The sequence below is a fragment of the Pseudomonas sp. LB3P81 genome, assembly GCF_054897965.1.
In genome coordinates this window covers 5,371,303-5,396,872 of sequence record NZ_JBUBVG010000001.1, presented here as the reverse complement: position 1 = coordinate 5,396,872, position 25,570 = coordinate 5,371,303, and the positions used below count along the sequence as shown (strand labels likewise).

Below are 25,570 nucleotides of genomic sequence, written 5' to 3'. Positions count from 1 at the left end.
AGAGCCCCCCGGGGGTCGTCAAATCCTTTTTATAAAAAATTCATTTAATTAAAGGAGTTAGGGGAATTTGCAGACCAAGCGCCTTTGCCCTCACCTCATGACATGCGAGAATGCGTTCTCTTTTTTTCCCCTCTCGATGGTTAATCACGCGCAATGACTGCACAACTAATCGACGGCAAATCGATCGCCGCCAGCCTGCGCCAGCAGATCGCCAAACGAGTGACCGAGCGTCGCGAGCAAGGCCTGCGCACGCCGGGCCTCGCGGTGATTCTGGTCGGCAGCGATCCTGCCTCTCAGGTTTATGTCTCGCACAAGCGTAAAGACTGTGAAGAGGTCGGCTTCATTTCCCAAGCCTACGACCTGCCTTCCGAAACTACTCAGGAAGCGCTGACCGATCTGATCGATCGCCTGAACGACGACCCGGCAATCGACGGCGTTCTGCTTCAGTTGCCTTTGCCTGAACACCTGGATGCGTCCATGTTGCTGGAGCGCATCCGTCCGGACAAAGACGTCGACGGCTTCCATCCTTATAACGTCGGCCGCCTGGCCCAGCGTATTCCGCTGCTGCGCCCTTGCACGCCCAAAGGGATCATGACGCTGCTGGAAAGCACCGGTGCCGATCTTTACGGGATGGACGCAGTGGTCATCGGCGCCTCCAACATTGTTGGCCGTCCGATGGCGATGGAGTTGCTGCTGGCCGGCTGCACCGTGACCGTCACCCACCGCTTCACCAAGGATCTGGCAGGCCACGTCGGTCGCGCCGACCTGGTGGTGGTCGCCGCCGGCAAGCCGGGTCTGGTCAAGGGTGAGTGGATCAAGGAAGGCGCGATCGTGATCGACGTCGGCATCAATCGTCAGGAAGACGGCAAACTGGTCGGTGACGTGATCTACGAAACCGCCCTGACCCGCGCCGGCTGGATCACGCCGGTGCCGGGTGGCGTGGGCCCGATGACCCGCGCCTGCCTGCTGGAAAACACGCTGTACGCGGCGGAAACGCTGCACAGCTGAGTTCACGCTTGAACATAAGCGACGAACAAAAGAACCCCGCCACTGGCGGGGTTCTTTTTTTCCGGAGAAATAACACGACCACTCGCCGGAATCCTGCTGTTTTGTAGGGGCTTTCAAGGACTTTCATCTGTTGATTGAACAACTATCGACAGTTCTTCAGCCATACTCCTAGAATGCGTCGGTTTTCAAGAAACAGCCCGTTACATAACGGCTAATCCACACCTCATGAGTCTGCCAGCGTGAAAATCCGTCTTTCCATCCTGAGCCTATTTTTTGCATTTACAGGGACGTTCATCACGCCAACGGTCAATGCTGCCGACACCACTGCGGCACCACGTGACACCACCCAACTGAAGATCGCCTCCGGCAGCGCATTGCTGATGGATCTGCAGACCAACAAAGTCATCTACGCCAGCAACCCGGACGTGGTTGTGCCGATCGCCTCTGTCAGCAAACTGATGACGGCGCTGGTCGTGGTTGAAGCGAAGCAGAACATGGACGAGTACATCTCCATCAACATCAGCGATACACCGGAAATGAAAGGTGTGTTTTCCCGGGTCAAACTCAACAGCGAAATGCCACGCCGGGAAATGCTGCTGATTGCGCTGATGTCGTCGGAAAACCGTGCCGCCGCTAGCCTGGCCCACCACTATCCGGGCGGTTACGTCGCCTTTATTGCGGCCATGAACGCCAAGGCGAAGGCGCTCGGCATGACCAGCACCCACTATGTCGAACCGACTGGCCTTTCGCCGCGCAACGTGTCGACTGCACGCGACCTGAGCAAATTGCTGATCGCCGCGCACAAGTACCCGATTTTGACCGAGCTGAGCACCACCAAGGAAAAAACCGTCTCGTTCCGCAAACCCAATTACAGCCTGGCGTTCCGCAACACCGACCATTTGGTCCGCAAGCCGAACTGGAACATCACGCTGACGAAAACCGGTTTCACCAACGAGGCCGGCCATTGCCTCGTGCTGGTGACCAGCATGGGCAATCGCCCGGTGGCGCTGGTGATTCTCGACGCCTTCGGCAAGTACACGCACTTCGCCGATGCCAGCCGTATTCGCAACTGGGTCGAGACCGGCAAGGGCACCAACGTTCCGTCCGAAGCCCTGCAATACAAATCGGAAAAGAACCTCAAGCACCGTCAAAGCGGTGTGGTTGAAGCCTCGAAGTAACGTGTGGCGAGCGAGCTTGCTCCGGGCGGCGTTCCGACGCTGGGTTGCGTAGCGGCCCCAAAAATCTGACAACCATTGCCGATTTTTGTGAGTGCTACGCACTCAAGCGGGAGCAAGCTCCCTCGCCACAGGTTTCCCTGATTCAAGACTCTCTTAACTGAACAGCATTCCGATCAGTCAGTGTCAATCATTCGGCAGCGGCATCTGGTCATCATCCGGAATGCCATCGCCGGCACTCGGATCTTTCCTGCCTTGCGGATGCCCGGTCGGCACCACCGCAGGCCTGGCCAAAGGGTCGCGCATCGGGCTGTCCGGATCCATCACCGGATCAATGTCGTCTTCGGGGGTAGTTGGAACACTGTCCGGACGCTTGTCGTCAAAACTCGAATCGGTAGACATACACACCTCTCACACTGAACGTCAGGGTTTCAGATTTGCCAGCGGATCGTAAGGCTTCGCGGGGGCCTTGTTATCCTCGCCCGGCTTTACGTCTTTGGGCGCCTTGGCAGGTCCGATCGGGTCGACCTGAGGATCGGCGAGGTCCGGCGAATCGGGGTCAAAACCCAACTCGTCGCCTGATGAATGTTCAGACGAGTGCGGGCCGGAAGGAGTGGTGGAATGTGCCGTGGGCGCCTCCTTGGTCAGGCCCGGAGAAATCCGGGCGCTTATCCCTTAGAGGCCAATCGCGCGAGACCGTGCGATGCAGATGACGAACGGAAACCTACTGAGCGCCCAGCGCCTTCTTCGCACGGGCCGCCGCTTGTTCCTGGCCGGCCTGAGCCAGATCGCTCGCCGCTTTCAACCAGCGTTGCTGATCGACATTGGCCGGAATCTGGTTCGGCTTCTGGATCAACACCGCCCAACCGCCGGCGTCCTTGAATGCCGACTCAAACGAGCTGAAGCTCATCAACTCGCGACGATTCATCCCGGCGCGCAGCAACACCGTCTGCTTCTGACGGTTGTACCCGGCGAGAATGGCGTAACGCGGTTCCGCCCAGAATGCCGAGCCTTCGGTGAAGCGCACCATCACCGGATAACCGGCGGCGACCTGGGTCAGCAGTGCAGGCAGATTGCTGTCGAGGGGATAAACGACCATGCCGTACTCGCGAGCCAGGTTCTGCATGTTCTGCTGCAATTGCGCTTCGGCGCCAGGCACGTGCAAGGGTTTTTCGAGCAAACCCGGGGTAATCACGACGCCCTGTTGCGACAGCATGCTCGCCAGGATCTGCGGCCCGCTTTGATAGTCTTGGCCTCGGTAGAATGTGCCGCTGAGTTCTACCCGCTCCGGCAGACGCTTGACCTCCGGCGCAACGCTTCCCGCGCAGCCGGCCAGACCCGCAACGCAACCGGCAATCAGTGCTGCCATTCGAATTCGAGACATTACCCGCACCCTCATCACTCGCTTGTTCAGACGCCGTCATTGTGCTCCCGGCTTGGCCGTCGATCATAGGACGCCACGCGGCATCGGTATAGCCTTAACCGGCAGTTGATTGCTTTCGATAGAGCGAACTCGTTGGTGTCAGACGACCTTTGGTCAATTGCCTGAAACATGGCAGCGACTAGACTGTCACTTGCAGAGTGTGTGTGCCCGCAGCAGGGCAAAGAGGAGGCACTGATGAGCCTGACAATGACCATAGTGATGTTGATTTCCGGCTGGCTGGCCGTGGCCGCCGCCATGTTGTGGGGCGTCCTGCGGATTGCGCGCCGGCACCACCACCCTGCCCGGCTCATTCGGGAAACGAAGACCGATAAACCGGCGCCACGCCACGCCACGCCACGGCACATTGACCGGCTCATTCAAACACCCGAACAAAAAAGGCCGCCTGGGCTCTTTCGAGCGCAGGCGGCCTTTTGTTTAACGCAGGTTACGCTTCAGCGGCCATGCGCTTCTGCTTCGCCCGCCGGGACATCATGTTCAAGCCCTCGATCGTGGCCGAGAACGCCATCGCCGCGTAGACGTAGCCTTTCGGTACGTGGGCGCCAAAACCTTCGGCGATCAGCGTCATGCCGATCATGATCAGGAAGCCCAGCGCCAGCATCACCACTGTCGGGTTGTCGTTGATGAACTTCGCCAACGGGTCAGCCGCGAGCAACATCACCAGCACCGACACCACCACCGCGATGATCATGATCGGCAAATGCTCGGTCATGCCGACAGCGGTAATGATGCTGTCGATGGAGAACACCATGTCCAGCATCAGGATCTGCCCGATCGCAGCGGCAAAGCCCAGGGTCACGGTCGAGGTCGCAGACTTCGGATCTTCCGGCGCCGGGTCCATGCTGTGATGGATCTCGGTGGTCGCCTTCCACAACAGGAACAGGCCGCCGGCGATCAGGATCATGTCTTTCCAGGAGAACGCGTGGCCGAGGATCTCGATCACTGGCTCAGTCAGCTGGACGATGAACGCGATGGTGCTCAACAGTGCCAGTCGCAGGATCAGCGCCATGCCGATACCGATGCGCCGCGCTTTCTGCCGATGCTGCTCGGGCAGTTTGTTGGTCAGGATCGAGATGAAGATCAGGTTGTCGATGCCCAGCACGATTTCCATCACCACCAGCGTGGCCAGGGCAACCCAGGCGGTGGGGCTTGCAGCAAGTTCTAAAAGGTATTCCATGGGTCAGTCCTGACTCGTTTAAGACGGTTTAGATTTCCTGGGACGAAGATTCGGTTTTCTCTTTGTCTTCACCCGATGATTCTTTCTTGCTGATCAACCCGCCGGTGGCATCGCTGATCGCTTGCTCGGCAGCTTTGTGGGTATCGTCGATCGCTTGTTTGGCGGTTTCGGCAGCCTTGCCCATCAGTTGCTGAGCGCTTTTTTCGGCCTGTTCGCAACCGGCCAATACCAGTAAAGACGCGATCAGCAGTGCCGTGGTTTTAAGCTTCATGATGCTTTCCTCGATAGAACAGAACGGGGCGAAACGATGGCCCGTTGATAGCGAGGCATTCTAGGGAGACGAACACTTCAGGAAAATTCGTATTTTCAGCGGTTATACTTCGGTTTTAACGAACTACCGTCTGAAAATCATGCGTGCGCTTGTAGGCGCTTGTAGGAGCTGTCGAGTGAAACGAGGCTGCGATCTTTTGATCTTTTAAAAACAACATCAAAAGATCGCAGCCTCGTTTCACTCGACAGCTCCTACAGAAGATACGAATCGGGGATATCCAATCAATGCTCAACTATCGACAACTGCACTACTTCTGGGTGGTGGCCAAGACCGGCAGCATCGTGCGCGCTTGCGAGCAACTGAACCTGACGCCGCAGACCATCAGCGGGCAGATATCCCTGCTCGAACACACCTACGGTATCGAGTTGTTTCGCCGGGTCGGCCGACAGTTGGAACTCACCGAAGCCGGGCGTCAGGCCCTGCCCTACGCCGAACAGATGTTTCAGCTCGGCGGTGAACTGGAGTTGATGTTGCGGGCGCAACCCAATGAGCAGCAGATTCTGTTTCGGGTCGGTGTGGCCGACGTGGTGCCCAAATCCATCGTCTATCGACTGATTGCGCCGACGATGGAGTTGAGCGAGCCGCTGCGTATCACCTGTCGCGAAGACAAACTGGAACGCTTGCTCGCCGACCTGGCAATTCAACGCCTCGATCTGGTGATCTCCGACAGCCCGATGCCGTCGCACCTGGACATCAAGGGCTACAGCCAGAAACTCGGGGAATGCGGGATCAGCTTCTTCGCCACCGCTGAACTGGCGGCGCAGTACGGTCAGGATTTCCCGCGCAGCCTGCACGGCGCGCCGTTGCTGATTCCGGGGCCGGAAACCGTGGTGCGCAGCCGCTTGCAACGCTGGTTCGCCGAACAGCAGATCCAGCCTCGCATCGTCGGCGAGTTCGATGACAGCGCCCTGATGCAGGCGTTTGGTCAATCCGGCAGCGGAATTTTCATCGGCCCGAGCGTGATTGCCGAGGAAGTGAAACGCCAGTACGGCGTGGAGTTGATCGGCCAGACCGACGCGGTGACCGAGTCGTTCTACGCCATTTCGGTGGAACGCAAGGTCAAGCACCCCGGCATCGTTGCGATTACCGAAGGTGCCCGACGCGAACTGTTCACCGCGATGTAAGGCGTCAGGCGCAGATTTCGCGTGGCTTGAAGGTCATCAGCGCGATCGCCAACAGGATCGAGGCCAGGATAAACGCGGCCGCCGCGAAACCAAGACCTTGCAGGCCGACACCGTCGATGACCCGGCCGCCGATCATGGCGCCCAGGCCGATCCCGAGGTTGGCCCCGGCAATGTTCAGCGACGCCGCGAACGCCGGCGCTTCGGGCGCAGCCTTCATCAAACGCACATGGCTGACCAGAAACAGCGCCGCCTGCGTCACGCCCCAGATGCCCATCGCCGCCGCAAGGCCGAGAGGTGAATGAATATTCGGCACCAACGCCACCAGGCCAGCAATCATGAACGCGCAGAACATCATTGAGGCGATCAGCGGATGACGATCCACCGCGCGCCCGCCCAACGAGTTGCCGATCAGGCCCACCGCGCCAAAACCCATCAGGCACCAGCCGACCACCGTGCCGTTGAAACCGGCCAGCCGTTCAAGGATGTCGGCCAGATAGGTGTAAGCGGTAAACATCCCGCTGAACACCAGAATCGACAGCAGCACATGCCCAATCATCAGCGGGCTGCGCAGGATCTTGAACTGCGAACGGAAACTCACCTGATGCTGGTGCAGGTTGGTTTTCGGCAGGTAGATAAACAGCAACAACGCCTTGGCAAACGCGATCACCGCCAGAATGCCGAAGGCACTGCGCCAACCGAATGCATCGGAAATCAGCGTGCCGACCGGGATGCCGAACACCGTGGCGCAGACAATGCCGAAACCGATCTTGGCGATGGCGCGTCCGGCGTAATCCGGTCCGACGATGTCCACCGCCGTCTCACTCGCCAAGGCCCAGTACACCGGCAGCCCGAGCGCGGGAATCAACCGCGCAACGGCCATCACCCAGATGTTCGGCGCAAATGCCGCGAGGGTGTTGGCCAGACCAAACATAATCAACACCGAGATGAACAGCTTGCGCCGTTCGAACCGGGCGAAATACGCAGTCAGGAATGGCCCGAAGGCGGCGACGGTGAAGGCGAACAAGGTCACCAGTAAACCCGCCTGGGGGATGCTGACGTCCAGATCCCGGGCGATCGCCGGCAACAGGCCGACGATGATGAATTCCGTGGTCAGCACCGTGAAACCGGCGGCGGACAACAGAAGGATGGGCAACAGCATGCAGAACTCCAGAAAACGACGACACCAGCGATAGCCCGAAGGCCCACTGGCAGAGATGAAAATGAGGATGCGCAATCTTAACAGAGTGTTTCCAAACGCGGTTGCACGAACCTGCCAATCGCGTTTAACAGGCGGGCGGCAGATCCTCACAGGTCTGAAGGATGAAGACGACGCTGTGATAAAGTCCGCGCCCTGCGATTCGTACACCCTGTTCATCCGCCCTTTAATGGCCGCGATGTCGCGACACCCCCCGCACCTAATAAAATCAGAGATGCCGTTTTATGACCGCTTCATCCCCTTCGCTATTGCAACGCTTGAAACGCTTGAGCCTGGTTACGCAAATCATCATCGGACTGATCGCCGGGATTGCCCTGGCGCTGTTGGCGCCTGAGGTGGCGAAGTCCACCGCGTTCATCGGCAAAGTGTTCGTCTCGGCGCTGAAAGCCGTCGCGCCGATTCTGGTGTTCGTGCTGGTCATGGCGTCGATCGCCAACCACAAACACGGCCAGGAAACCCACATCCAGCCGATTCTGTTTCTGTACCTGCTCGGCACGTTTGCCGCCGCAGTGGTCGCGGTCGTGGCCAGCATGATGTTCCCGTCAAGTCTGGTGCTGTCCACCCACGACGTCGCGGTGACGGCGCCGGGCGGTATCAGTGAAGTGCTGCAAAGTCTGCTGCTGAGCGTGGTGGACAACCCGGTCAGCGCGCTGATGAACGCCAATTTCATCGGCATTCTGGCGTGGGCCATCGGCATGGGCGTCGCCATTCGCCATGCCGGCGATACCACGCGCGAGGTGCTCGGCGACGTGTCCAACGGCGTGACCCTGATCGTGCGCCTGGTGATCCGTTTTGCGCCGCTGGGGATTTTCGGTCTGGTGGCATCGACCCTCGCCACCTCCGGTTTCGGTGCCTTGATCGGCTACGCGCATCTGCTGGTGGTGTTGCTGGGCTGCATGCTGTTTGTGGCGCTGGTGATGAACCCGGTGATCGTGTTCTGGAAGCTGCGTCGCAACCCGTATCCACTGGTGATCATGTGCTTGCGTGAAAGCGGCATCACAGCGTTCTTTACCCGCAGCTCGGCGGCGAACATTCCGGTCAACCTGGAATTGAGCAAGCGTCTGGGTTTGCATGAAGACACCTACTCGGTCTCGATTCCGCTGGGTGCGACCATCAACATGGCAGGTGCCGCGATCACCATCACCGTGCTGACCCTGGCGGCCGTGCATACGCTGGGTATCGCCGTAGACATTCCGACCGCCATCCTGTTGAGCGTCGTCGCGGCGATCTGCGCGTGTGGCGCTTCGGGTGTGGCGGGCGGGTCGTTGTTGCTGATTCCGCTGGCGTGCAGTCTGTTTGGGATTCCGAGCGAAATCGCGATGCAGGTGGTGGCGGTTGGTTTCATTATTGGTGTGTTGCAGGATTCGGCGGAGACTGCGCTGAATTCTTCGACTGATGTGCTGTTTACGGCGGCGGCTTGTTTGGGTGAGGACGAGAAGGCTCAGCGTATGGCGTGACTGGTGGTTGTTTGGGTTTGGGGCATATCCGTTTCTGCGGTAACGGCGGCTATTGGTTCCGCCCTTATGGCGGGTCACTTGGAAAAGCGCCAAGTAACCAAGCGCTTTTGCCCCTTTCGTTCGGTGCCTCGCTGAGGCTCGCCATGCCCTCGCTCCGGTCCTGCTCCGTGGGCCCGCCGCCATCGGCCATCCATGGCCAGGGGCGGCTAACCCGGCATCCATGCCGGGTTGCCCACTACGCAGAACCTCCACTCGGCCTCTCGACGGGGCGAGTACCGCAAAAGCCAGATCAAAAACTGAAGGCGAGCTAACGCTCGGCCTGACGAGTGGTGAAAAGCGAAAGCGTACGCGGATCTCCTGTAGGAGCGAGCCTGCTCGCGAAAATCGCTTGTACACCGCGTTCACTCAGACAGCACGCGTCATCGTTAACGTCCATCGCGAGCAGGCTCGCTCCCACAGGAGGTACGTGCTCGCTCTGGCTCTGGCTGTTGATCTTGCTTTGGCTTTTGATTTTGATCTGCCCCGTCGGAAGGCCGAGCGCAGGTTCTGTGCAGTGGGCAACCCGGCATGGATGCCGGGTTAGCCGCGCACGGCCAGGGATGGCCGATCGCGGCGGGCCCACGGAGCAGGACCGGAGCGAGGCACCGCACGTCAGGGGCGAAAGCGTTTGGTTACTTTGCGCTTTTCAAAGTAACCCGCCGTCAGGGCGGAACCCTAAGCCGCCGTTACCGAAGCAACGGATATGTACACCATCAAAAACCCAGCCGCCGGACACACAGCTTTCGCGCGCTGGCCCGCTCCCATAAGGACAATAAAAAGCCCGCCAAGGCGCAAACCTTGGCGGGCTTTTTTGTACCCGGGCGGTTTAGAACGCGCCCATGTAATCGCGCTTGCCCACTTCCACACCGTTGTGACGCAGCAGTGCGTAAGCGGTGGTGACGTGGAAGAAGAACTGCGGCAGGCCGTAGCTCAGCAAGTAAGCCTGGCCGCTGAAGCGCTTCTCTTTCGGCGTGCCCTGACGGGTGATGATCTCGATGCCTTCCTTGCCGTTGATCTGCTCAGGCTTGATCTCGCCGATGTAAGCCAGAACCTTGGTCAGCAGCGCTTGCAACTCGGCGAAGGTGGTTTCAGTGTCGTCGTACTTCGGCAGTTCAACCTCGGCCAGACGCGAAGAAACACCCTTGGCGAAATCCACGGCGATCTGCACCTGACGCACCAGCGGGAACATGTCCGGGTACAGGCGGGCTTGCAGGAAAGCATTCGGATCGATGTTCTTGGCAGTGGCGTGGGCTTCGGCCTTGTTCAGAACGTCGCTCAGGGCGGTGAGCATTTGTTTGAAAACCGGAACGGAAGCGTCATACAGGGAAATGGTCATGGCAGTCTCGTGTGGTAACAGGAGTGAAACGTGGGGTCGATTATAGCGATGCACGGTCCCAGGTGAAGCGATAGATATGGGCCGGCGGTCCGGGGTGACATTGGCCGTTATCGGCATCGGCACCGACGATCGACCACTGCGCCCGCGAGGTTTCGCCCAGCTCCCGGGCGGCCTGAGGATTGAAACACTGGCCGAGCTGTTCATCCGGCACCAACGCGTACGCCTGCGGATGTTCGCGCAACCACTGCGCCGCCTGTTCGACCGTTGAACCGGCCATTCCAAAATGCACGATCGGTTGCCTTGCGAACAACCAATGGCCTTCGCGCCAATTGACCAACACCAGATCCGCGCCCTGAGTCATCGCCGCCGCCTGCGCCATCAACGCCTCGTGGGGATTGGCACCGTCCTTGACCGGTTCGATGAAACCGCGGGCGAACCACAGCGCAAACCAGGTCACGGCCACCCCCTGAAAGATCCGCCAGCCGAGCAGACGCCGACGGAACCAGCGCTTGAACAGCCACGGCATCAGCGGCGCGGCGACCAGCACCAGCCCCGGCAACGCCGGATAGATGTACAACTTGCGCTTGCCACTGCTCAGGCAGAAGAAAAGCACGACCAGCACCACCCACCCCAGCAGAACCAGCACTCGACCGTCGCGCTTGCGCAATTGCCTGCGCCAGGCGGGAATCAGCCACGGCAAGGCGAGCACCAACGGCAGCCAATACTGCGGAATGACGCTGACGAAGAAATACCAGAACGGCTCGCGGTGGTCCCAGGCGGCCGCATAGCGCCCCGCCGTCTGGCGCAGCAGGATTTCCCTCGCATAAGCAATTTCGTCAGCGCTGCCATTGAGCACGATGGACAGCGCCAAGGGCAGCAGCCAGATAGCCACGGCGCCCAGCACCACCACAAAACCCATCAACCATTTGCGCGCCTCGCCCGGCATCGCCACCACACCGGGCCAGCCTTTGCGCACCGCGTAGGCATACGGAATCAGCATCAACGCCGGCACGAAGCCGACCCCTTTGGTGATCACGCCGATCCCCATGGCGGCGCATCCGGCGTAAAACCAGCGCCAGGCAGGTCCGAGCAGCAGGTGTCGGGCCAGGCCATACAGGCCCAGCGAGGTGAACAGAATCAGAAAACTGTCGATCTGGCCGGTCCGCAGAATGCTGTAGGTCTGATACGTCGCTAGGTACAACAGCGCCGCCGTTCGACCGGCACGCCGGTTCCAGAGTCGGCGGCCCAGGTCGTAGAGCATGGCCGTGACCGAAGTGGCAGACAGCAGACCCGGAATATAGAGGGCAATGGCGGGCATCCCGGTGATCCAGGTGAAAAACGCCACGGTCCACATGAAGATCGGTGGTTTATCGCCGTAAATCTCCGCAGCGCGGTGAGGAATCAGCCACGAACCGTTGTGCAGCATCTCCAGCGCCACGCCGAGGAATCGCTCCTCGTCCACATTCTGCGGCTGGCGCAGCCCGAGCCCCGCGCCGACCAACAACAGAGCAAGCAACATCAGCCCCAGGCATTCGACGCTGGGTGACAGGGTTCGGCGCATGGGTCAGTCCTTCAAGGTTTTGCTGCGGGCAATCAATTGCAGGTTGCGCAAATAAACGATGGAGCCGAACGCCTGACCGGCGATGAACACCGGGTCCTCTCGGTAAATCGCGTAGGCGAACAACAGCGCGCTGCCGATGATGCTCAGGTACCAGAAGCTCACCGGAATCACGCTGCGTTTTTTGTATTCGCTGTACAGCCACTGCAGGACAAAGCGGCCGGTGAAGGCGATCTGGCCACTGAAACCGACCACCAGCCACAAGGTTTCGCGGGACAGGTTCATCCTTCGATCTCCTGCGCGTGGGTGCTCAGACGCGTGCGCCGGATCAGCCACCAGACGCCGATCAGGTCGAGAACGCCCACCAGCGCACGGTCGATGTTGCCGTACTTGGAGACCCCGGCCGTGCGCGATCGATGGTTGACCGGATGGGTAATCATGCGGCCGTTATGGCGCTGGATCAGCGCAGGAATGAAGCGGTGCATGTGGTCGAAGTACGGCAAACGCAGAAACGCGGCGCGCTGGATCAGTTTCAGCCCGCAACCGGTGTCCGGCGTCTGGTCCTTGAGCATGCGGCTGCGCAGTCCGTTGGCAAACCGCGAGGCCCAGCGCTTGCTCGCGGTGTCACGGCGATTCACCCGATGCCCGGCCACCAAATGCAAGTCGGCGCCTGCGCGCTCATTGCGCACCAGCGCCAGCATGCCGGGGATGTCCGCGGGGTCGTTTTGACCGTCGCCATCGAGGGTGGCCAGCCATCGGCCTCGGGCGGCAAGCGCGGCATGGTAAAGCGACGTGCTCTGCCCCAGCGAGCGGTCATGCCGCAGGATGCGCAGGGTGTTCAGGCCGCTGTGTCGAGTCTGTCGCAATTCCTGCAAGGTGGCGTCGGTGCTGCCGTCATCCACGACGATGACTTCATACGCTTCATCCGCCAGTGCGACGCGGATTTCTTCCAGCAGCGAAGTGAGATTGCTCGCTTCGTTCTTTGCCGGAATCAGCACGGATACAAATAGGTCTTGGCTCATAGAGGCCCCTGTTTCCCTGGATTTTTTATGATCGAGGGCCAATGTTTCAAATCTGATAAAAGTGGCGATACCACTTCACGAATTGCGCAACGCCGGTCTCGAGTGTCACTTGCGGACGAAAATCGACCCACTGCGCCAATGCCGACACGTCCGCCCAGGTCTTGAGCACATCGCCCGCCTGCATCGGCATCAAGTTGCGCCGGGCTTGCCGGTCCAGGACCGACTCCAGGCAATCGACGAAATCCAGCAACGCCACCGGCGTGCCGCGCCCGATATTGAAAATCCGGTTGACGCCCTCGCCAGCGACATCCGGCAACGGCGGACGTGGACGCAGGCGCGCGATGCTTTCGACGATGTCGTCGATGTAGGTGAAATCCCGCGACATCAGGCCCTGGTTGTAGAGGTCGATCGGTTTGTCGTTGAGGATCGCTTCGGTGAACTTGAACAGCGCCATGTCAGGGCGGCCCCAAGGTCCGTACACGGTAAAAAACCGCAGACCGCTGGCCTTGATTCCATACAGATGGCAGTAGCTGTGGGCCATCAGCTCATTGGCACGCTTGCTCGCGGCGTACAGCGAAACCGGATGATCCACGGCGTCTTCGACGCTGAACGGCATTTTGCTGTTGGTGCCGTACACAGAGCTGCTCGAGGCATAAATCAGATGCTCGGGGCGATGGTGTCGGCAGGCTTCCAGCACATTCAGGAACCCTGTCAGGTTCGATTGCGCGTACACGTCCGGATTGTCCAGCGAGTAGCGAACGCCGGCCTGGGCCGCCAGGTGGATCACCTCGGTAAAGCGGTGTTCCTTGAACAACTCGATCAGAGCAGGTTTGTCGACGATATCCAGTGTCTGGAAATGAAAGCCCGACAAGGCACGCAGCTCATTGAGCCGAGCGTGTTTGAGTTCCACGCTGTAGTAGTCGTTGAGATTGTCGATGCCGACCACTTCAAGACCTTGCTCACACAGGCGCTTGACCGTGTGAAAACCGATGAAACCGGCGGCGCCGGTGACCAGCACGGTCATGGCAGGTGCGCGCCGATCAGCGCATTATTGCGGGTCGTACCCAACGTCAGCGTCATGCCTTGCTCCAGGTTGCAGTCAGTAAGGCCAGTGACGTCGTCGATATGCTTATGCCACGGCCCTGCATACGGTGCCCGCCAGAATGTAAAAATTGCGTTATGGATTGATGTAGCTTTTATGACCATTGCCGGGTCGGTGCGACGAATTCAGTTGCCATTGGCGCACGCCAATCTAAAGTGCATGCCAGCAGGAGAAGAATATGAACCGGGGTAAGGACGCAGCATCATGAGCACTGAGCAAGAAACGACCTTCGACGAGCCGCGCCTGAACAGCACGGAAACCCGCATTCTCGGTTCGTTGATCGAGAAACAGGCCACCAGCCCGGAAACCTACCCGCTGACCCTCAACGCCCTAGTGATTGCCTGCAACCAGAAAACCAGCCGCGAACCGGTGATGAACCTCACTCAGGGCCAGGTCGGCCAGAGCCTGCGTGCCCTCGAAGGGCGCGGGTTTGCCAAACTGGTAATGGGCAGCCGCGCCGACCGCTGGGAGCACAAGGTCGACAAGGCACTGGAACTGGTGCCGGCGCAGGTGATTCTGACGGGACTTCTGTTTCTGCGCGGCCCGCAGACAATCAACGAACTGCTGACCCGCAGCGGCCGCATGCATGAGTTCGAAGATGCCGAGCAGGTTGTACATCAACTGGAGCGCTTGATTGCTCGCGGTCTGGCGTTGCTGATTCCACGTCAGGCGGGGCAGCGGGAAGACCGCTATATGCATGCGCTGGGTGATCCGGCGGATATCGAAGCGATTCTCGCGGCGCGGCAGAATCCGGTTGAACGTGGTGCCGGCAGCGGTGTGTCAGTAGAACGCATCGAAGAGCTCGAAGCGCGAATCGCCGCGCTGGAAGAGCGATTGGCTCGCCTCGAATAACCTGACACCAAAGACTCAAATGTGGGAACGTCGCCCGGCCCTTCCCACATTAGATCTGTGTCTACTCGCCGTCCCAGTAATCCACACAGTCGGCCTGTCTGGCGATGGCGACGAATCCCGAGGCATTGCCCTCGGCATCGACTTTGAAATCATCCATCACCGCGTATTTGCCAGAATCCGGGTACTCGCAAATCTCCGGCGATTGCTGGGTGCTGACCGCCAGATAGCGCAATTCACCGCTGCTGGTGTTGATGATCTGGTGCGCCGCTTCCGGACCGCCCGGCGGGCAGGCGATCACGTCACCCGCCCGAATGGGAAAACGCTCGGCCCCGAGACGGATCTCCCCTTCCCCCGCGACCACGTAAAACATTTCCTCGTTGACCCGATGGCTGTGAAACGGACTGCCACGCATGCCCGGTTCCAGCACGTACAAGCGATAACCGAGCTTTTGCGCACCCAGTTGCTGACCGACACGGGCCATCCGCTGTTGATAGCGGCCGGCCGTTTCACCGGTCGGCGCCAGGGCTTCGGGCAGCGGTTCGAGTTCGACCTGATTCAGGTTGAGGATGGCGGGGTGCATGGGAAACCTCGGGCACGGTGTTGTTATTGGTGGGCAAGTCTTTGCTCGCGAAGGGGCCGGCACAGCCAACCAAAATTTAAGGACAGTCAGCTACGCGCAAACTCCACCGCTTTCTGAAACTGCTCCTCCGTCGGACGCACCCCGGTGTACAACACAAACTGCTCCAGCGCCTGGATCGCAATCACTTCCAGCCCGGTGATCACTCGCTTGCCTTCGGCACGACCGCGCACGATCAGCGGCGTTTCCGAGGGGATCGCCACCACATCGAAGACAGTCTGCGCAGCAGCAATGACATCGGCGTCAAAGGCCAGTTGATCGGCCTCAGGCCCGCCGGTCATACCGATCGGCGTAACGTTGATCAGCATTTGCGGGCGCCGGGTGCCCAGCTCGGCTTGCCACTCATAGCCCAGGGATTCCGCCAGGGCACGCCCGGCGCGCTCGTTACGGGCCACGATCAAGCCGTTTTTGTAACCGCCATCGCGCAAGGCGCTGGCCACCGCCTTGGCCATGCCGCCGCTGCCGCGCAGGGCAAAGGTCGAGTCCTTGGGCACCTGGTGGGTTTCCAGTAATTGAGCGATGGCGATGTAGTCGGTGTTGTAAGCCTTTAAGTGACCATCGGTGTTGACGATGGTGTTGATCGATTGAATGGCGGCGGCGGACGCGTCCAACTCATCGACCAGCGCAATGCAGGCTTCCTTGAACGGCATCGACACGCCACAGCCGCGAATGCCCAGGGCGCGAATACCCGCGACCGCGCCGGTCAGGTCCTGGCTGCGGAATGCCTTGTAGTAGAAATTAAGGTCCAGCTGTTCGTACAGGTGATTGTGAAATCGCAGGCCAAAGTTCCCCGGACGCCCCGACAGGGACATGCACAGTTGAGTGTCTTTGTTGGGGTTCATCTGCATGTAAATCTCCTTCGACAGCACTTTCAGATGGACGGGATTAGCCAGGCCATCGCGATCTGATCGATCATAAGGGTGTGCCTGCTATGGCAGCGCACGAGGGTAAGGAAGCGGGTACAGACCTTACACAAAATTTACCCAACGGCCGTGCTGATTTTCAAAAAAACGCTGTCTTAGAGGTATCCCCGCGACAATCCTTGGGTCTATTGCAGACGCAAGCGCCGGGGTGAAGAACCGAGGAATGATCATGATCCGTAAAATCCCCACAGTTGCCTTGCTGATCGGTGCTCTTGCTATCGCAGGGCAGGCAGAGGCTGGCGGCGGTCACGGTTGGCAAGGTCCAGCGGTATTTGGCGCGATCGTTGGCTCGGCCATCGTCGGTTCGGCCATCATCAACAGCAACCGGCCCGTCTATGTCCAGCAACCGGTTTACTACCAGCCGCAACCGGTGTACGTGCAGCAACCGCCACCGGTTTACTACCAGCCGGCCCCGGTCTACGTGCAACAACCGGTCTATTACGCCCCGCCACCGGTCTACTACGGTCCACCCCGCGGCTATTACGGCCCGCCACGCGGTTATTATTATGGCCATCCCCACGGTTACGGCCGCTGGTAACAGGCTCTCAAGGCCCCGTTTTTGTAGGGTAATGCTGTTCACTTAAGAGAGTCTTGAATCAGAGAAACCTGTGGCGAGGGAGCTTGCTCCCGCTTGAGTGCGTAGCACTCACAAAAATCGGCATTGGTTGTCAGATTTTTGGGGCCGCTACGCAGCCCAACGCGAGCAAGCTCGCTCGCCACAAAGGTATTGCCCGTTCGTCGGTGAAGGTCTGAATAAATCTCGCCAAGGTCGCTATCGGGACAGTCCCGCCGGTTCAAGTGGGCAAGATTGATTCAAACGCCCTTCCCCCGCGCTGGGGGAAACGGTCATGTTTATGTCATGACAGGTCCGCAAGCCTGGATCTGTCCGTCAACAACAGGTTGATAACAACAAGGACGACCTGATGCCCACGCAAAACCCGCATCGCGATATCAGCTTGTGCACCTCCGGCAAGGTGTACAACGCCCTGACCGAACTCAAGCACCTGGAAGGCCATCGCAGCGCCAAATTTCTCTCGCTGCTGGCCGAAAACCTGGTGCGCAAAGGCCTGCTCAACGAGCACGAAGTGGTCCATATGCTGGACCTGGTGGTCGACTGACCGACAGATGGTCGTTTGGGCCCGCTGGCGTCAATGACGACTATCGAAAGCGTTGATTTCTCGTTCAAGCACCGGGTCCGTAAGGTAGCTCCATAGATTGATGGAGGTACTTATGTCCCAGGTTCAGATCATGTCCGTTATCGGCAGCGCCGTTCCCGCACCGCTTAGAGAGCTGGGATTGCTCGCCTGTTGGTATCTGATGCAGGACGGCGAACCGATCAGCGGTCCGCTCACATCGCTTAACGCCGCAAAGGCTCTGTCGCAACGCCTCGGCACCGATCGACTCAGCGCTTAAGGCAACTGCACCCGCGGTTGGGTTTCGATGAAAATGGCCCAGCTCGACATGAACAGCGCCGCGATCAAGGGCCCGATGACAAAACCGTTGAGCCCGAAAATCGCCAGGCCGCCGAGGGTCGAGATGAGGATCAGATAGTCCGGCATCTTGGTGTCCTTGCCCACCAGGATCGGTCGCAGCACGTTATCCACCAGGCCAATCACAAACACGCCGAACAGCCCCAGCACCACGCCCTGCCAAATGGCCCCGCTGAACAGGAAAAACGCCGCCACCGGCGCCCAGACAATCCCCGCACCCACCGCTGGCAACAGCGACAGAAACGCCATCAGCACCGCCCAGAGCAATGCGCTCGGGATGTCGAGAAACCAGAAAATCAGACCGCCCAACGCGCCTTGCGTGATGGCCACCAGCAGGTTGCCTTTCACCGTGGCGCGCACCACACGGTTGAACTTCAGTTGCAAGCGGCGTTTCTGGTGTTCCTCCAGCGGCACGGCAGCGCGAACCTTGCGCGCAAGCTCCGCACCGTCGCGCAAAAAGAAGAACAGCAGGTAGAGCATGATGAAAAAGCCCACCACGAAATCAAACGTTCCCTGCCCGAAACTGAATACCTGAGTGGCGACAAACTCGTTGCCCGTCACCGCACTCTTGATGATTTTTTCCCGCAACCCATCCAGCTCGCCGATCCCGGCCCGATCGAGCAAGTGTTGAAAGTACGGCGGCAGGCTGTGCTTGAAATGCGTCACATACCCCGCGATGTCCAGCTCGCCGCTTTCGATGCTCTTGTACAGCGTGGCGCCCTCTTGAACGAGCAGGATACTGAGGATGATCACCGGCAGAATGGCGATCATCAGGCAGATGCTCAGGGTGAGCAGCGACGTCAGGTTGCGTTGCCAGCCAAACTTCAGTTGCAGACGACGCTGCAGCGGCGCGAAGAGAATGCCGAGGATCACGGCCCAGAACACCGCGCCGTAGAACGGCAGCAGAATCCAGATAAACGCCGCGGTCACCAGCCCAAGCAGGATCACCAGCGATTTGTTGTGTACCGTCTGTTCGTTCATGTCCGATCCATGTCAGTCCGCAAGGACGCAATGTCGCGTCCTGATGCTTAGTCCGCCACGGTTCGCGCGAGTGCCATCCGTTTGTTCATCAAGCATAGATCCAGATCAATGAAACTCGCGGGCAAGCCGATTACCCTCGCGAGCTTTTGCGATCGACACGTCCATGACCCTCGCCACGCCAGAACTGCTCGCCCCCGCCGGCACCCTGAAAAACATGCGTTATGCCTTCGCCTACGGCGCCGATGCGGTGTATGCCGGCCAGCCGCGCTACAGCCTGCGGGTGCGCAACAACGAATTCGACCATGCCAACCTCGCGCTCGGTATTCGCGAGGCGCAATCCCAAGGCAAGCGCTTCTACGTGGTGGTGAACATCGCCCCGCACAACGCCAAGCTCAAAACCTTTCTCAAGGATCTGGAGCCGGTAATCGCCATGGCGCCGGACGCCCTGATCATGTCCGACCCCGGCTTGATCATGCTGGTGCGCCGGCACTTCCCGCAGATGCCGATTCACCTGTCGGTGCAGGCCAACACGGTCAACTGGGCGAGCGTCGAGTTCTGGCAGCAACAAGGCTTGAGCCGGATCATCCTGTCGCGGGAACTGTCCCTGGAAGAAATCGCCGAAATCCGCCAGCAAGTGCCCGCCATGGAGCTGGAAGTGTTCGTTCACGGCGCGCTGTGCATGGCCTATTCCGGCCGCTGCCTGTTGTCGGGTTACATGAACAAGCGCGATGCCAATCAGGGCAGTTGCACCAACGCCTGTCGCTGGAAGTACTCCGCGCAAGAAGCCACGGAAAACCAGCTCGGCGAGATCGTGCAGACCTTCCAGCCCGAACCGACCCTGGGGATTGGTGCGCCCACCGATCAGGTGTTCCTGTTGCAGGAAGCCAACCGACCGGACGAACTGATGCCGGCGTTCGAGGACGAACACGGCACTTACATCATGAACGCCAAGGACCTGCGCGCCGTGCAGCATGTCGAGCGTCTGACGCAGATGGGCGTGCACTCACTGAAAATCGAAGGCCGGACCAAATCCCATTTCTATTGTGCGCGAACTACTCAGGTGTATCGCCGGGCGATCGACGATGCCGTGGCCGGTCGCCAGTTTGATCGCAGCCTGATGACCGATCTGGAATCCCTCGCCCAGCGCGGTTACACCGAAGGTTTTCTGCGTCGGCATGTGCATGACGAATACCAGAACTATCAGAACGGCAGTTCGGTGTCGGAGCGGCAGCAGTTTGTCGGTGAGCTGACCGGCGAGCGGCGTGACCGGTTGGCGGAGGTCAAGGTGAAGAACCGTTTCGGCCTGGGCGATCACATGGAACTGATGACACCCAAGGGCAATTTCCACTTCGATCTGCATCAGTTGCAGAACGTTAAAGGCCAGTCGATTGAAGTGGCGCCGGGGGACGGACACACAGTGTATCTGCCGATTCCGGAGGCGGTGGATTTGCGGTTTGGGTTGTTGATGCGGGATGTGGGTATGAAGTAGCCCGGTAGACCAGATAAAAACCTGTGGCGAGGGAGCTTGCTCCCGCTCGAGCGCGAAGCAATCGCAGATGGGTGATCACTGTTCAACCCGAAGAAACGCATGCTCAGGTTTTGGGGCGCTTCGCTCCCCAGCGGGAGCAAGCTCCCTCGCCACAAAGTCCAGTATCCATGAAGTCGTCTACGCAAACTCTTCCCGCAACATCGCCACAAACGCCTCTCGCGCCGGGTGAACCCCGGCGTTTTCGTGCCAGTAAAACAGGTTGTCGATGGCGGTCAGCTCGGGGAATTCGTACCCCGCGCAACCGGCGCCTTTGGCGTACTGATCGAACACACCTTTAGGCACCAGCGCAACGCCCGCCCCCGCGCTGACGCAACCGACAATCGCGCCATAGCTGGCCAGGCTGACAATCGGCAACGCTTGCCCTTGGCGCAACAACCAATGCTCCAGCGCTGCGCGGTAAGGACAGCCCTGTGGCCACATGAACACGGTTTTGTCCTGCAAGTCGGTGATATCACGCACCGGGCCCAGGGACGTCGAGGCGATCAGCAGCAGCTCTTCGCGGTACATCGGCGTGCGCTTGAGGTGCGCGCGCTCGACATCCACCGCGACGATCGCGCCGTCGAGCCGGTGGCTGACGGTGTCATCAAGCAATTGGCCCCAGGTGCCGGTGGTCAGTTCCAGCGCCACCGCCGGGTAACGCTTGTGGAACTTGGCGAGCAAACGCGGCAAACGCCCGGTGGCCGAGGATTCAATCGCGCCGATACGCAGCGGGCCGGAGGGCTCGGCAGCGGGGTCGACCGCGCGTTTGGCCTCCGCCGTGAGCGCGAGAATCTTTGAGGCATAAGCCAGAAACGTCTGCCCCGACGGACTGATGCGCAACCCTCTGCCTTCGCGTAAAAACAGCGCGACACCCAACTCCGCCTCCAGCGCCTTGATCCGTGCCGTGATGTTCGACGGCACGCAATGCAACAACTCGGCTGCGCGGGCGATGCTGCCGACGTCGGCAACAGTCTTGAACATGCGAATCTGCGCCAGTTCCATACATCACCAAAAGTGAACAGTTAACGCATTATAAGTCAGTTGTGGCGAACGGTCCGAGTTCTGATACTCGATGCATACGACCACAGGTGCCCGGCCATGCAACCACTCGCAACCCCCGCCCCCTCTCGCGTCAAAATCATCCTGGCCATGGCGTTTGTCGTGGCCTGCTGGGGTTACTCCCCGACCGGCATTCATATCGGTTTGCAGGCCTATGACCCCGGACATCTGGCGTTGCTGCGGTTCCTGGTGGCGTCTGCGTTCATGGCGCTGGTCGCGCTGGTCAAAGGCATCAGCCTGCCAAACCTTCGCGACGTGCCGCTGCTGTTCGGTCTCGGTTTCTTTGCCGTGAGCCTGCATCACGTAGCGATCAATTTCGGACAGCAAGGTGTCAGCGCCGGTGCGTCCAGTGTGCTGGCGCAAACAACGCCGTTGTTCAGCACGCTGCTGGCGCGCTTCGTGTTCAAGGACCGGGTGAGCGTCTGGCGCTGGGGTTGTGTTTTTCTGGGGCTGCTCGGCGTGGTGATCGTGGTCGCCGGTGATCGCGGGGTAGGCAGCATCGACACCCATGGTTTGTTGATCTTGTTGGCGGCGGTGTCGTGGAGTTTCTACTTCGCGTTGCAGAAACATCACTCCGGGCGTTACGACGGACTGACGCTGGTTTGCTACACGGTGTGGTCGGGGACGGCGTTGTTGCTGGTGTATCTGCCGGGGTTGGCGGCGGAGGCCGTGAGTGCACCGATTCATGTGCAGTTGGCGGTGGTGGCGTTGGGCGTGTTTCCGAGTGCGCTCGCTTATCTGGCCTGGGCGTTTGTGTTGGCTCACGTTGATTTGAGCCGGGCGACGATGACCCTGTATCTGGTGCCGCCGACGGCGATGGCGATGGCGTCGTTTGCGCTGGGGGAACGGCCGACGGTGATGATTGTTGTGGGGGCGATGGTGGTGTTGGTCAGTGTGTTGGCGTTGAATCTGGAGCGGCGGTGGGTGGCGATTCGGGTGGCGAGTATTTGATGGTTGAGTTGTGGTGATGCGTCTGGCGTCTTCGCGAGCAAGCCCGCTCCCACAGGGGGGGGCGGTGTTCAGTCGTTCAGTTGTGCCGTTTGCAGCAGCCAACCCTTGAACGCCGCCATCGCCGATGTCTCGGATCGTGACTGCAAGCGGGTCAGCCAGTAGCTGCCGGTGGTGATGCCGATAGCGAACGGTTGCTCGATGGCACCCGCCGCCAGTTGTCGGGCGAACATCAGCGGTGGCGCCAATGCCACGCCCATTCCTTGCAGCGCCGCCTCCATCATCGCCAGCGACGAATCGAAGACGATGCTCCGGGGCGGGGCGGCATGGGCAGGCAGGCCGGTGGCCTGAAACCATTCGGGCCACTCATCCGTGCGATAGGAACGCAGCAACGTTTGCTGCAACAGATCGTCGGGCGTGTGCAGTTGCCGGGCAATCTCGGGAACGCACAACACCGACAACGGCGCCTCAATCAAGCGCACCGCTTCAATCCCGTGCCACGCCCCCGCGCCAAACCGAATCGCGTAATCCAGCCCTTCCGCCGCCACGTCCACTCGATTGTTGTTGGTCGACAGGCGCAAATCTATAAACGGATGTTTCGCCTGGAAGTCAGCCAATCGCGGCAATAACCAGCCCACCGCGAACGTTCCCACAGCGCCCACCGTCAGCACTTCGCGAAAATGCCCGCCCTCGAAACGTTCGAGGGTTTCGGCGATGCGGTCGAAGGACTCTCGCAGCACCGGCAGCAAGGTCTCCCCTTCACTGGTCAGCATCAAGCCGCGGGGCAAGCGTTTGAACAGCGTGACGTTGAGTTGGGCTTCCAGGCTTTTGACCTGATGACTCACCGCAGCCTGCGTGACGCACAATTCCACCGCCGCCCGTGTGAAACTCAGGTGGCGCGCGGAGGCCTCGAAAGCGCGCAGTGCATTGAGCGGTAATTGCGGGCGGATCATGCCTACTCCCCAATTTTTCTAATGGCTCAGCCGAAATATTGTCGTTTGTCGAGGATCGGCAGAATGAATAGATTTGGCACGCTCAGCGGCGGCCCGATGTATAAACCGCTCGGAGTGTAGCGGGTTTAATCATCAAATCTTATGGACAGCGGCTCAATCATGCACAACTTCACACTCAGCAAGGTCTTATCCTACAGCGCTTTCGGACTGTTCCTTGGTGCGGGTTACTGCGTTGCCGGGAATCAGACTGACGCACAGATCGAAGCGGCGGTGAAAGCCGCTGTCGTACCGGTCATGCAGCAACAGCACATTCCCGGCATGGCCGTCGCGATCACGGTTGATGGCAAACAGCATTACTTTAATTACGGCGTGACCTCGAAGGAAACCGGCACGGCAGTCACCGAAAGCACCTTGTTCGAGATCGGCTCGGTGAGTAAAACCTTCACCGCCACCCTCGCCGCCTACGCTCAGGCCAGCGGCAAACTGTCCCTCTCCGACACAGCCAGCCACCTCCTGCCGGCGTTGCGCGGCAGCGCGTTCGATCACGTCAGCGTGCTGCAACTGGGCACCTACACCGCCGGCGGCCTGCCGCTGCAATTCCCGAGCGATGCCGATGCCGCGGACAAGATGCTCGGCTATTTCAAACAGTGGAAACCGGTCTACGCCGCTGGTAGTCATCGACAGTATTCGAACCCGAGCCTGGGGCTGTTCGGTTATCTCGCGGCCCACAGCATGGGCCAGCCGTTTGATACGCTGATGGAAAAGACCTTGCTGCCGAAACTCGGGTTGCAGCACACCTTCTTCAAGGTGCCGCAGGATCAGATGGCGCTTTACGCTCAGGGGTACAACAAGGAAGACAAACCGGTGCGGGTCGGGCCGGGGGCACTGGATTCGGAGGCGTATGGCGTGAAAACCAGCGCTTCGGACTTGCTTCGCTACGTCGAAGCGAACATGAAGCCGTCAGGTCTTGAAGCGACGATGCAGCGCGCGATCGCCACGACGCATACTGGTTATTACAAGGTCGGCGACATGACCCAAGGCCTGGGTTGGGAGTTCTACAACTACCCGGTCAGTCTCGATACGTTGCTTGCCGGTAACTCGACGCAGATGGCGATGGAGGCACATAAAGTCCAGTGGTTGAACCCGCCGCAGGTTCAACCGGGTAATGTGCTGTTCAACAAGACCGGCTCAACCGGTGGCTTCGGGGCCTACGTGGCGTATGTGCCGTCGAAGGACATTGGCATCGTGATCCTGGCCAACAAAAACTATCCGAATCCGGAGCGGATCAAAATCGCTCATGCGGTGTTGAGTGCATTGAACGAATAATCCTCACCCCGCATTTTGTGGCGAGGGAGCTTGCTCCCGCTGGGCTGCGAAGCGGCCCCAATTCGGTAACCGCGCTCCATCAGATAATCTTCGGGAGCAGGTTTCACGACTGCTGCGCAGCCGAGCGGGAGCAAGCTCCCTCGCCACAAAGGGATCTGCGCGGATTCAATCGTCAGGCATTTCCGGTGGCTTGGCGGGCATCGCCGGTTTGCCCGGTTTTGTCCCTTTGGCACCCTTCGCCGGTTCGGCTTCAGTGACCGGCGGCGGTACAGGCACCGTGGCTTCTTTCTCGGTCGGCGGCAGTTCGTCGACGGTTTTGAAAATCGTCTTCAGATCAACCGCATCCGATTGCTCGAGTTTCTTTTCACCGTCCTTGCCGACCAGAATCACCTTGGTCTTCGCCCCGGCCCCCAACTTGAGCGAGCGGATCAATGCCGCCGTGTCTTGTGGCCCCATGTCCTTGCCTTCACGCTGGCCCATCAAGTTGAGCACGGTGTACAGGACCATATTCCGGTCTGTGAATTCTTTGCGATTGGCAGGCTCATTTAGCGAATTTTTCAGGCTGACCCATGCAGGATCGACCGTGCTCGGCGCGATGACAATCAGCGGTCTGGACCTGCCCTTGTCCATGTCCAGCGGTGAGTCGCCATCGGCGGCGAGCAAGGGGCCGGCGATCGCCAGCAGGGTTGCCAGGGTCAATGACCTGATGAGCATGCGCATCTCCTTTTGATATCCACGCTCTAATGATTGCGCATCGCGGCGATCGTTCCGGGTCACGCACCGCAATTGTGTCTCGCCTTGACCCAAGCTTAGGTCAGGGCGGTCATTGCGCAACAGGCTGGACTAATCTCATAGCTCATACAGAAACCGCCTGATCCGCCGTGAGG

28 protein-coding genes are annotated in these 25,570 nt (G+C 59.7%); 11 read left to right on the top strand and 17 right to left on the bottom strand.

Annotated elements, in window-relative coordinates; all coding sequences use genetic code 11:
• Positions 1 to 153: 153 nt before the first annotated feature.
• A complete protein-coding gene (gene folD, locus ACYZTL_RS25035) occupies positions 154 to 1,008 on the top strand; it encodes a bifunctional methylenetetrahydrofolate dehydrogenase/methenyltetrahydrofolate cyclohydrolase FolD (protein ID WP_461953987.1) in 855 nt (284 codons plus the stop codon).
• A 239-nt stretch (positions 1,009 to 1,247) separates the two neighbouring features.
• Positions 1,248 to 2,186: a D-alanyl-D-alanine endopeptidase gene (gene pbpG, locus ACYZTL_RS25030; protein ID WP_461953986.1), complete on the top strand. Its 939-nt coding sequence runs from the start codon at positions 1,248 to 1,250 to the stop codon at positions 2,184 to 2,186.
• Positions 2,187 to 2,369: 183 nt separating this feature from the next.
• On the opposite strand, the gene ACYZTL_RS25025 is transcribed toward pbpG, so the two are convergent.
• The 5 genes from ACYZTL_RS25025 to ACYZTL_RS25005 all read right to left on the bottom strand — a co-directional run bounded on the left by ACYZTL_RS25025 (position 2,370) and on the right by ACYZTL_RS25005 (position 5,072).
• Positions 2,370 to 2,585, bottom strand: coding sequence for a hypothetical protein (locus ACYZTL_RS25025; protein ID WP_461953985.1), 216 nt, complete (start codon positions 2,583 to 2,585; stop codon positions 2,370 to 2,372).
• Between the two features lie 21 nt (positions 2,586 to 2,606).
• Positions 2,607 to 2,831, bottom strand: coding sequence for a DUF6021 family protein (locus ACYZTL_RS25020; protein WP_461954372.1), 225 nt, complete (start codon positions 2,829 to 2,831; stop codon positions 2,607 to 2,609).
• Between the two features lie 76 nt (positions 2,832 to 2,907).
• A complete protein-coding gene (locus ACYZTL_RS25015; RefSeq protein ID WP_461953984.1) occupies positions 2,908 to 3,567 on the bottom strand; it encodes a peptidase C39 family protein in 660 nt (219 codons plus the stop codon).
• Positions 3,568 to 4,051: 484 nt separating this feature from the next.
• Positions 4,052 to 4,801 (bottom strand): TerC family protein, encoded by a 750-nt coding sequence (locus tag ACYZTL_RS25010; RefSeq protein WP_461953983.1) that lies wholly within the window; start codon positions 4,799 to 4,801, stop codon positions 4,052 to 4,054.
• Positions 4,802 to 4,829: 28 nt separating this feature from the next.
• Positions 4,830 to 5,072, bottom strand: coding sequence for a hypothetical protein (locus ACYZTL_RS25005; RefSeq protein WP_461953982.1), 243 nt, complete (start codon positions 5,070 to 5,072; stop codon positions 4,830 to 4,832).
• 284 nt (positions 5,073 to 5,356) lie between these two features.
• On the opposite strand from ACYZTL_RS25005, the gene nhaR reads away from it, so the two are divergent.
• Complete coding sequence (nhaR, locus tag ACYZTL_RS25000) at positions 5,357 to 6,256, top strand: transcriptional activator NhaR (protein ID WP_461953981.1); 900 nt, start codon at positions 5,357 to 5,359, stop codon at positions 6,254 to 6,256.
• A gap of 4 nt (positions 6,257 to 6,260) precedes the next feature.
• Here the strand turns inward: nhaR and ACYZTL_RS24995 are convergent, their stop codons facing one another.
• The gene (locus ACYZTL_RS24995; RefSeq protein ID WP_461953980.1) at positions 6,261 to 7,415 is read right to left on the bottom strand and encodes an MFS transporter; all 1,155 of its coding nucleotides are present in this window, start codon (positions 7,413 to 7,415) and stop codon (positions 6,261 to 6,263) included.
• 281 nt (positions 7,416 to 7,696) lie between these two features.
• On the opposite strand from ACYZTL_RS24995, the gene sstT reads away from it, so the two are divergent.
• Positions 7,697 to 8,929, top strand: a complete 1,233-nt coding sequence (gene sstT / locus ACYZTL_RS24990) for a serine/threonine transporter SstT (protein WP_461953979.1) — start codon at positions 7,697 to 7,699, stop codon at positions 8,927 to 8,929.
• An 865-nt stretch (positions 8,930 to 9,794) separates the two neighbouring features.
• Here the strand turns inward: sstT and ACYZTL_RS24985 are convergent.
• Genes ACYZTL_RS24985 through ACYZTL_RS24965 form a run of 5 tightly spaced genes read right to left on the bottom strand, consistent with a single transcriptional unit; the run spans position 9,795 to position 13,908 of the window.
• Positions 9,795 to 10,304, bottom strand: coding sequence for a DUF1993 domain-containing protein (locus tag ACYZTL_RS24985; protein WP_461953978.1), 510 nt, complete (start codon positions 10,302 to 10,304; stop codon positions 9,795 to 9,797).
• 40 nt (positions 10,305 to 10,344) lie between these two features.
• Positions 10,345 to 11,865, bottom strand: a complete 1,521-nt coding sequence (locus ACYZTL_RS24980; protein WP_461953977.1) for an ArnT family glycosyltransferase — start codon at positions 11,863 to 11,865, stop codon at positions 10,345 to 10,347.
• Positions 11,866 to 11,868: 3 nt separating this feature from the next.
• Entirely contained in the window at positions 11,869 to 12,147 is a 279-nt protein-coding gene (locus ACYZTL_RS24975; RefSeq protein ID WP_461953976.1) for a lipid-A-disaccharide synthase N-terminal domain-containing protein, read from the bottom strand.
• Positions 12,144 to 12,884, bottom strand: a complete 741-nt coding sequence (locus tag ACYZTL_RS24970; protein WP_461953975.1) for a glycosyltransferase family 2 protein — start codon at positions 12,882 to 12,884, stop codon at positions 12,144 to 12,146. The genes ACYZTL_RS24975 and ACYZTL_RS24970 overlap by 4 nt, the downstream gene beginning before the upstream one ends.
• 46 nt (positions 12,885 to 12,930) lie before the next feature.
• Positions 12,931 to 13,908, bottom strand: coding sequence for an NAD-dependent epimerase (locus ACYZTL_RS24965; protein WP_461953974.1), 978 nt, complete (start codon positions 13,906 to 13,908; stop codon positions 12,931 to 12,933).
• Positions 13,909 to 14,190: 282 nt separating this feature from the next.
• Here ACYZTL_RS24965 and ACYZTL_RS24960 point away from each other — a divergent pair, with 282 nt between their 5' ends.
• A complete protein-coding gene (locus ACYZTL_RS24960; RefSeq protein WP_461953973.1) occupies positions 14,191 to 14,838 on the top strand; it encodes a YceH family protein in 648 nt (215 codons plus the stop codon).
• 61 nt (positions 14,839 to 14,899) lie between these two features.
• Here the strand turns inward: ACYZTL_RS24960 and ACYZTL_RS24955 are convergent, their stop codons facing one another.
• Both ACYZTL_RS24955 and ACYZTL_RS24950 read right to left on the bottom strand, forming a co-directional pair.
• Complete coding sequence (locus ACYZTL_RS24955; protein ID WP_461953972.1) at positions 14,900 to 15,418, bottom strand: cupin domain-containing protein; 519 nt, start codon at positions 15,416 to 15,418, stop codon at positions 14,900 to 14,902.
• Between the two features lie 86 nt (positions 15,419 to 15,504).
• A complete protein-coding gene (locus ACYZTL_RS24950) occupies positions 15,505 to 16,323 on the bottom strand; it encodes a shikimate 5-dehydrogenase (protein ID WP_461953971.1) in 819 nt (272 codons plus the stop codon).
• A gap of 244 nt (positions 16,324 to 16,567) precedes the next feature.
• Here ACYZTL_RS24950 and ACYZTL_RS24945 point away from each other — a divergent pair, with 244 nt between their 5' ends.
• The 3 genes from ACYZTL_RS24945 to ACYZTL_RS24935 all read left to right on the top strand — a co-directional run bounded on the left by ACYZTL_RS24945 (position 16,568) and on the right by ACYZTL_RS24935 (position 17,811).
• Positions 16,568 to 16,936 (top strand): hypothetical protein, encoded by a 369-nt coding sequence (locus tag ACYZTL_RS24945; RefSeq protein WP_461953970.1) that lies wholly within the window; start codon positions 16,568 to 16,570, stop codon positions 16,934 to 16,936.
• Positions 16,937 to 17,321: 385 nt separating this feature from the next.
• Positions 17,322 to 17,516 (top strand): hypothetical protein, encoded by a 195-nt coding sequence (locus ACYZTL_RS24940; protein WP_461953969.1) that lies wholly within the window; start codon positions 17,322 to 17,324, stop codon positions 17,514 to 17,516.
• 112 nt (positions 17,517 to 17,628) lie between these two features.
• Positions 17,629 to 17,811: a hypothetical protein gene (locus tag ACYZTL_RS24935; RefSeq protein WP_461953968.1), complete on the top strand. Its 183-nt coding sequence runs from the start codon at positions 17,629 to 17,631 to the stop codon at positions 17,809 to 17,811.
• On the opposite strand, the gene ACYZTL_RS24930 is transcribed toward ACYZTL_RS24935, so the two are convergent.
• A complete protein-coding gene (locus ACYZTL_RS24930) occupies positions 17,808 to 18,869 on the bottom strand; it encodes an AI-2E family transporter (protein WP_461953967.1) in 1,062 nt (353 codons plus the stop codon). The two genes, ACYZTL_RS24935 and ACYZTL_RS24930, sit on opposite strands and share 4 nt — an antisense overlap.
• A gap of 163 nt (positions 18,870 to 19,032) precedes the next feature.
• On the opposite strand from ACYZTL_RS24930, the gene trhP reads away from it, so the two are divergent.
• The gene (gene trhP / locus ACYZTL_RS24925) at positions 19,033 to 20,358 is read left to right on the top strand and encodes a prephenate-dependent tRNA uridine(34) hydroxylase TrhP (RefSeq protein WP_461953966.1); all 1,326 of its coding nucleotides are present in this window, start codon (positions 19,033 to 19,035) and stop codon (positions 20,356 to 20,358) included.
• Positions 20,359 to 20,535: 177 nt separating this feature from the next.
• Here trhP and ACYZTL_RS24920 read toward each other — a convergent pair whose 3' ends face one another.
• Entirely contained in the window at positions 20,536 to 21,399 is an 864-nt protein-coding gene (locus tag ACYZTL_RS24920; protein ID WP_461953965.1) for a LysR substrate-binding domain-containing protein, read from the bottom strand.
• Between the two features lie 96 nt (positions 21,400 to 21,495).
• Here ACYZTL_RS24920 and ACYZTL_RS24915 point away from each other — a divergent pair, with 96 nt between their 5' ends.
• Positions 21,496 to 22,407 carry a DMT family transporter gene (locus ACYZTL_RS24915; RefSeq protein WP_461953964.1) on the top strand — a complete coding sequence of 304 codons (912 nt, stop codon included), beginning with the start codon at positions 21,496 to 21,498 and terminating at the stop codon, positions 22,405 to 22,407.
• Between the two features lie 68 nt (positions 22,408 to 22,475).
• On the opposite strand, the gene ACYZTL_RS24910 is transcribed toward ACYZTL_RS24915, so the two are convergent.
• Entirely contained in the window at positions 22,476 to 23,357 is an 882-nt protein-coding gene (locus ACYZTL_RS24910; RefSeq protein WP_461953963.1) for a LysR family transcriptional regulator, read from the bottom strand.
• A 159-nt stretch (positions 23,358 to 23,516) separates the two neighbouring features.
• On the opposite strand from ACYZTL_RS24910, the gene ampC reads away from it, so the two are divergent.
• The gene (ampC, locus tag ACYZTL_RS24905) at positions 23,517 to 24,683 is read left to right on the top strand and encodes a class C beta-lactamase (RefSeq protein ID WP_461953962.1); all 1,167 of its coding nucleotides are present in this window, start codon (positions 23,517 to 23,519) and stop codon (positions 24,681 to 24,683) included.
• Between the two features lie 165 nt (positions 24,684 to 24,848).
• Here the strand turns inward: ampC and ACYZTL_RS24900 are convergent, their stop codons facing one another.
• Complete coding sequence (locus ACYZTL_RS24900; protein WP_461953961.1) at positions 24,849 to 25,397, bottom strand: DUF4174 domain-containing protein; 549 nt, start codon at positions 25,395 to 25,397, stop codon at positions 24,849 to 24,851.
• Between the last annotated feature and the right edge of the window lie 173 nt (positions 25,398 to 25,570).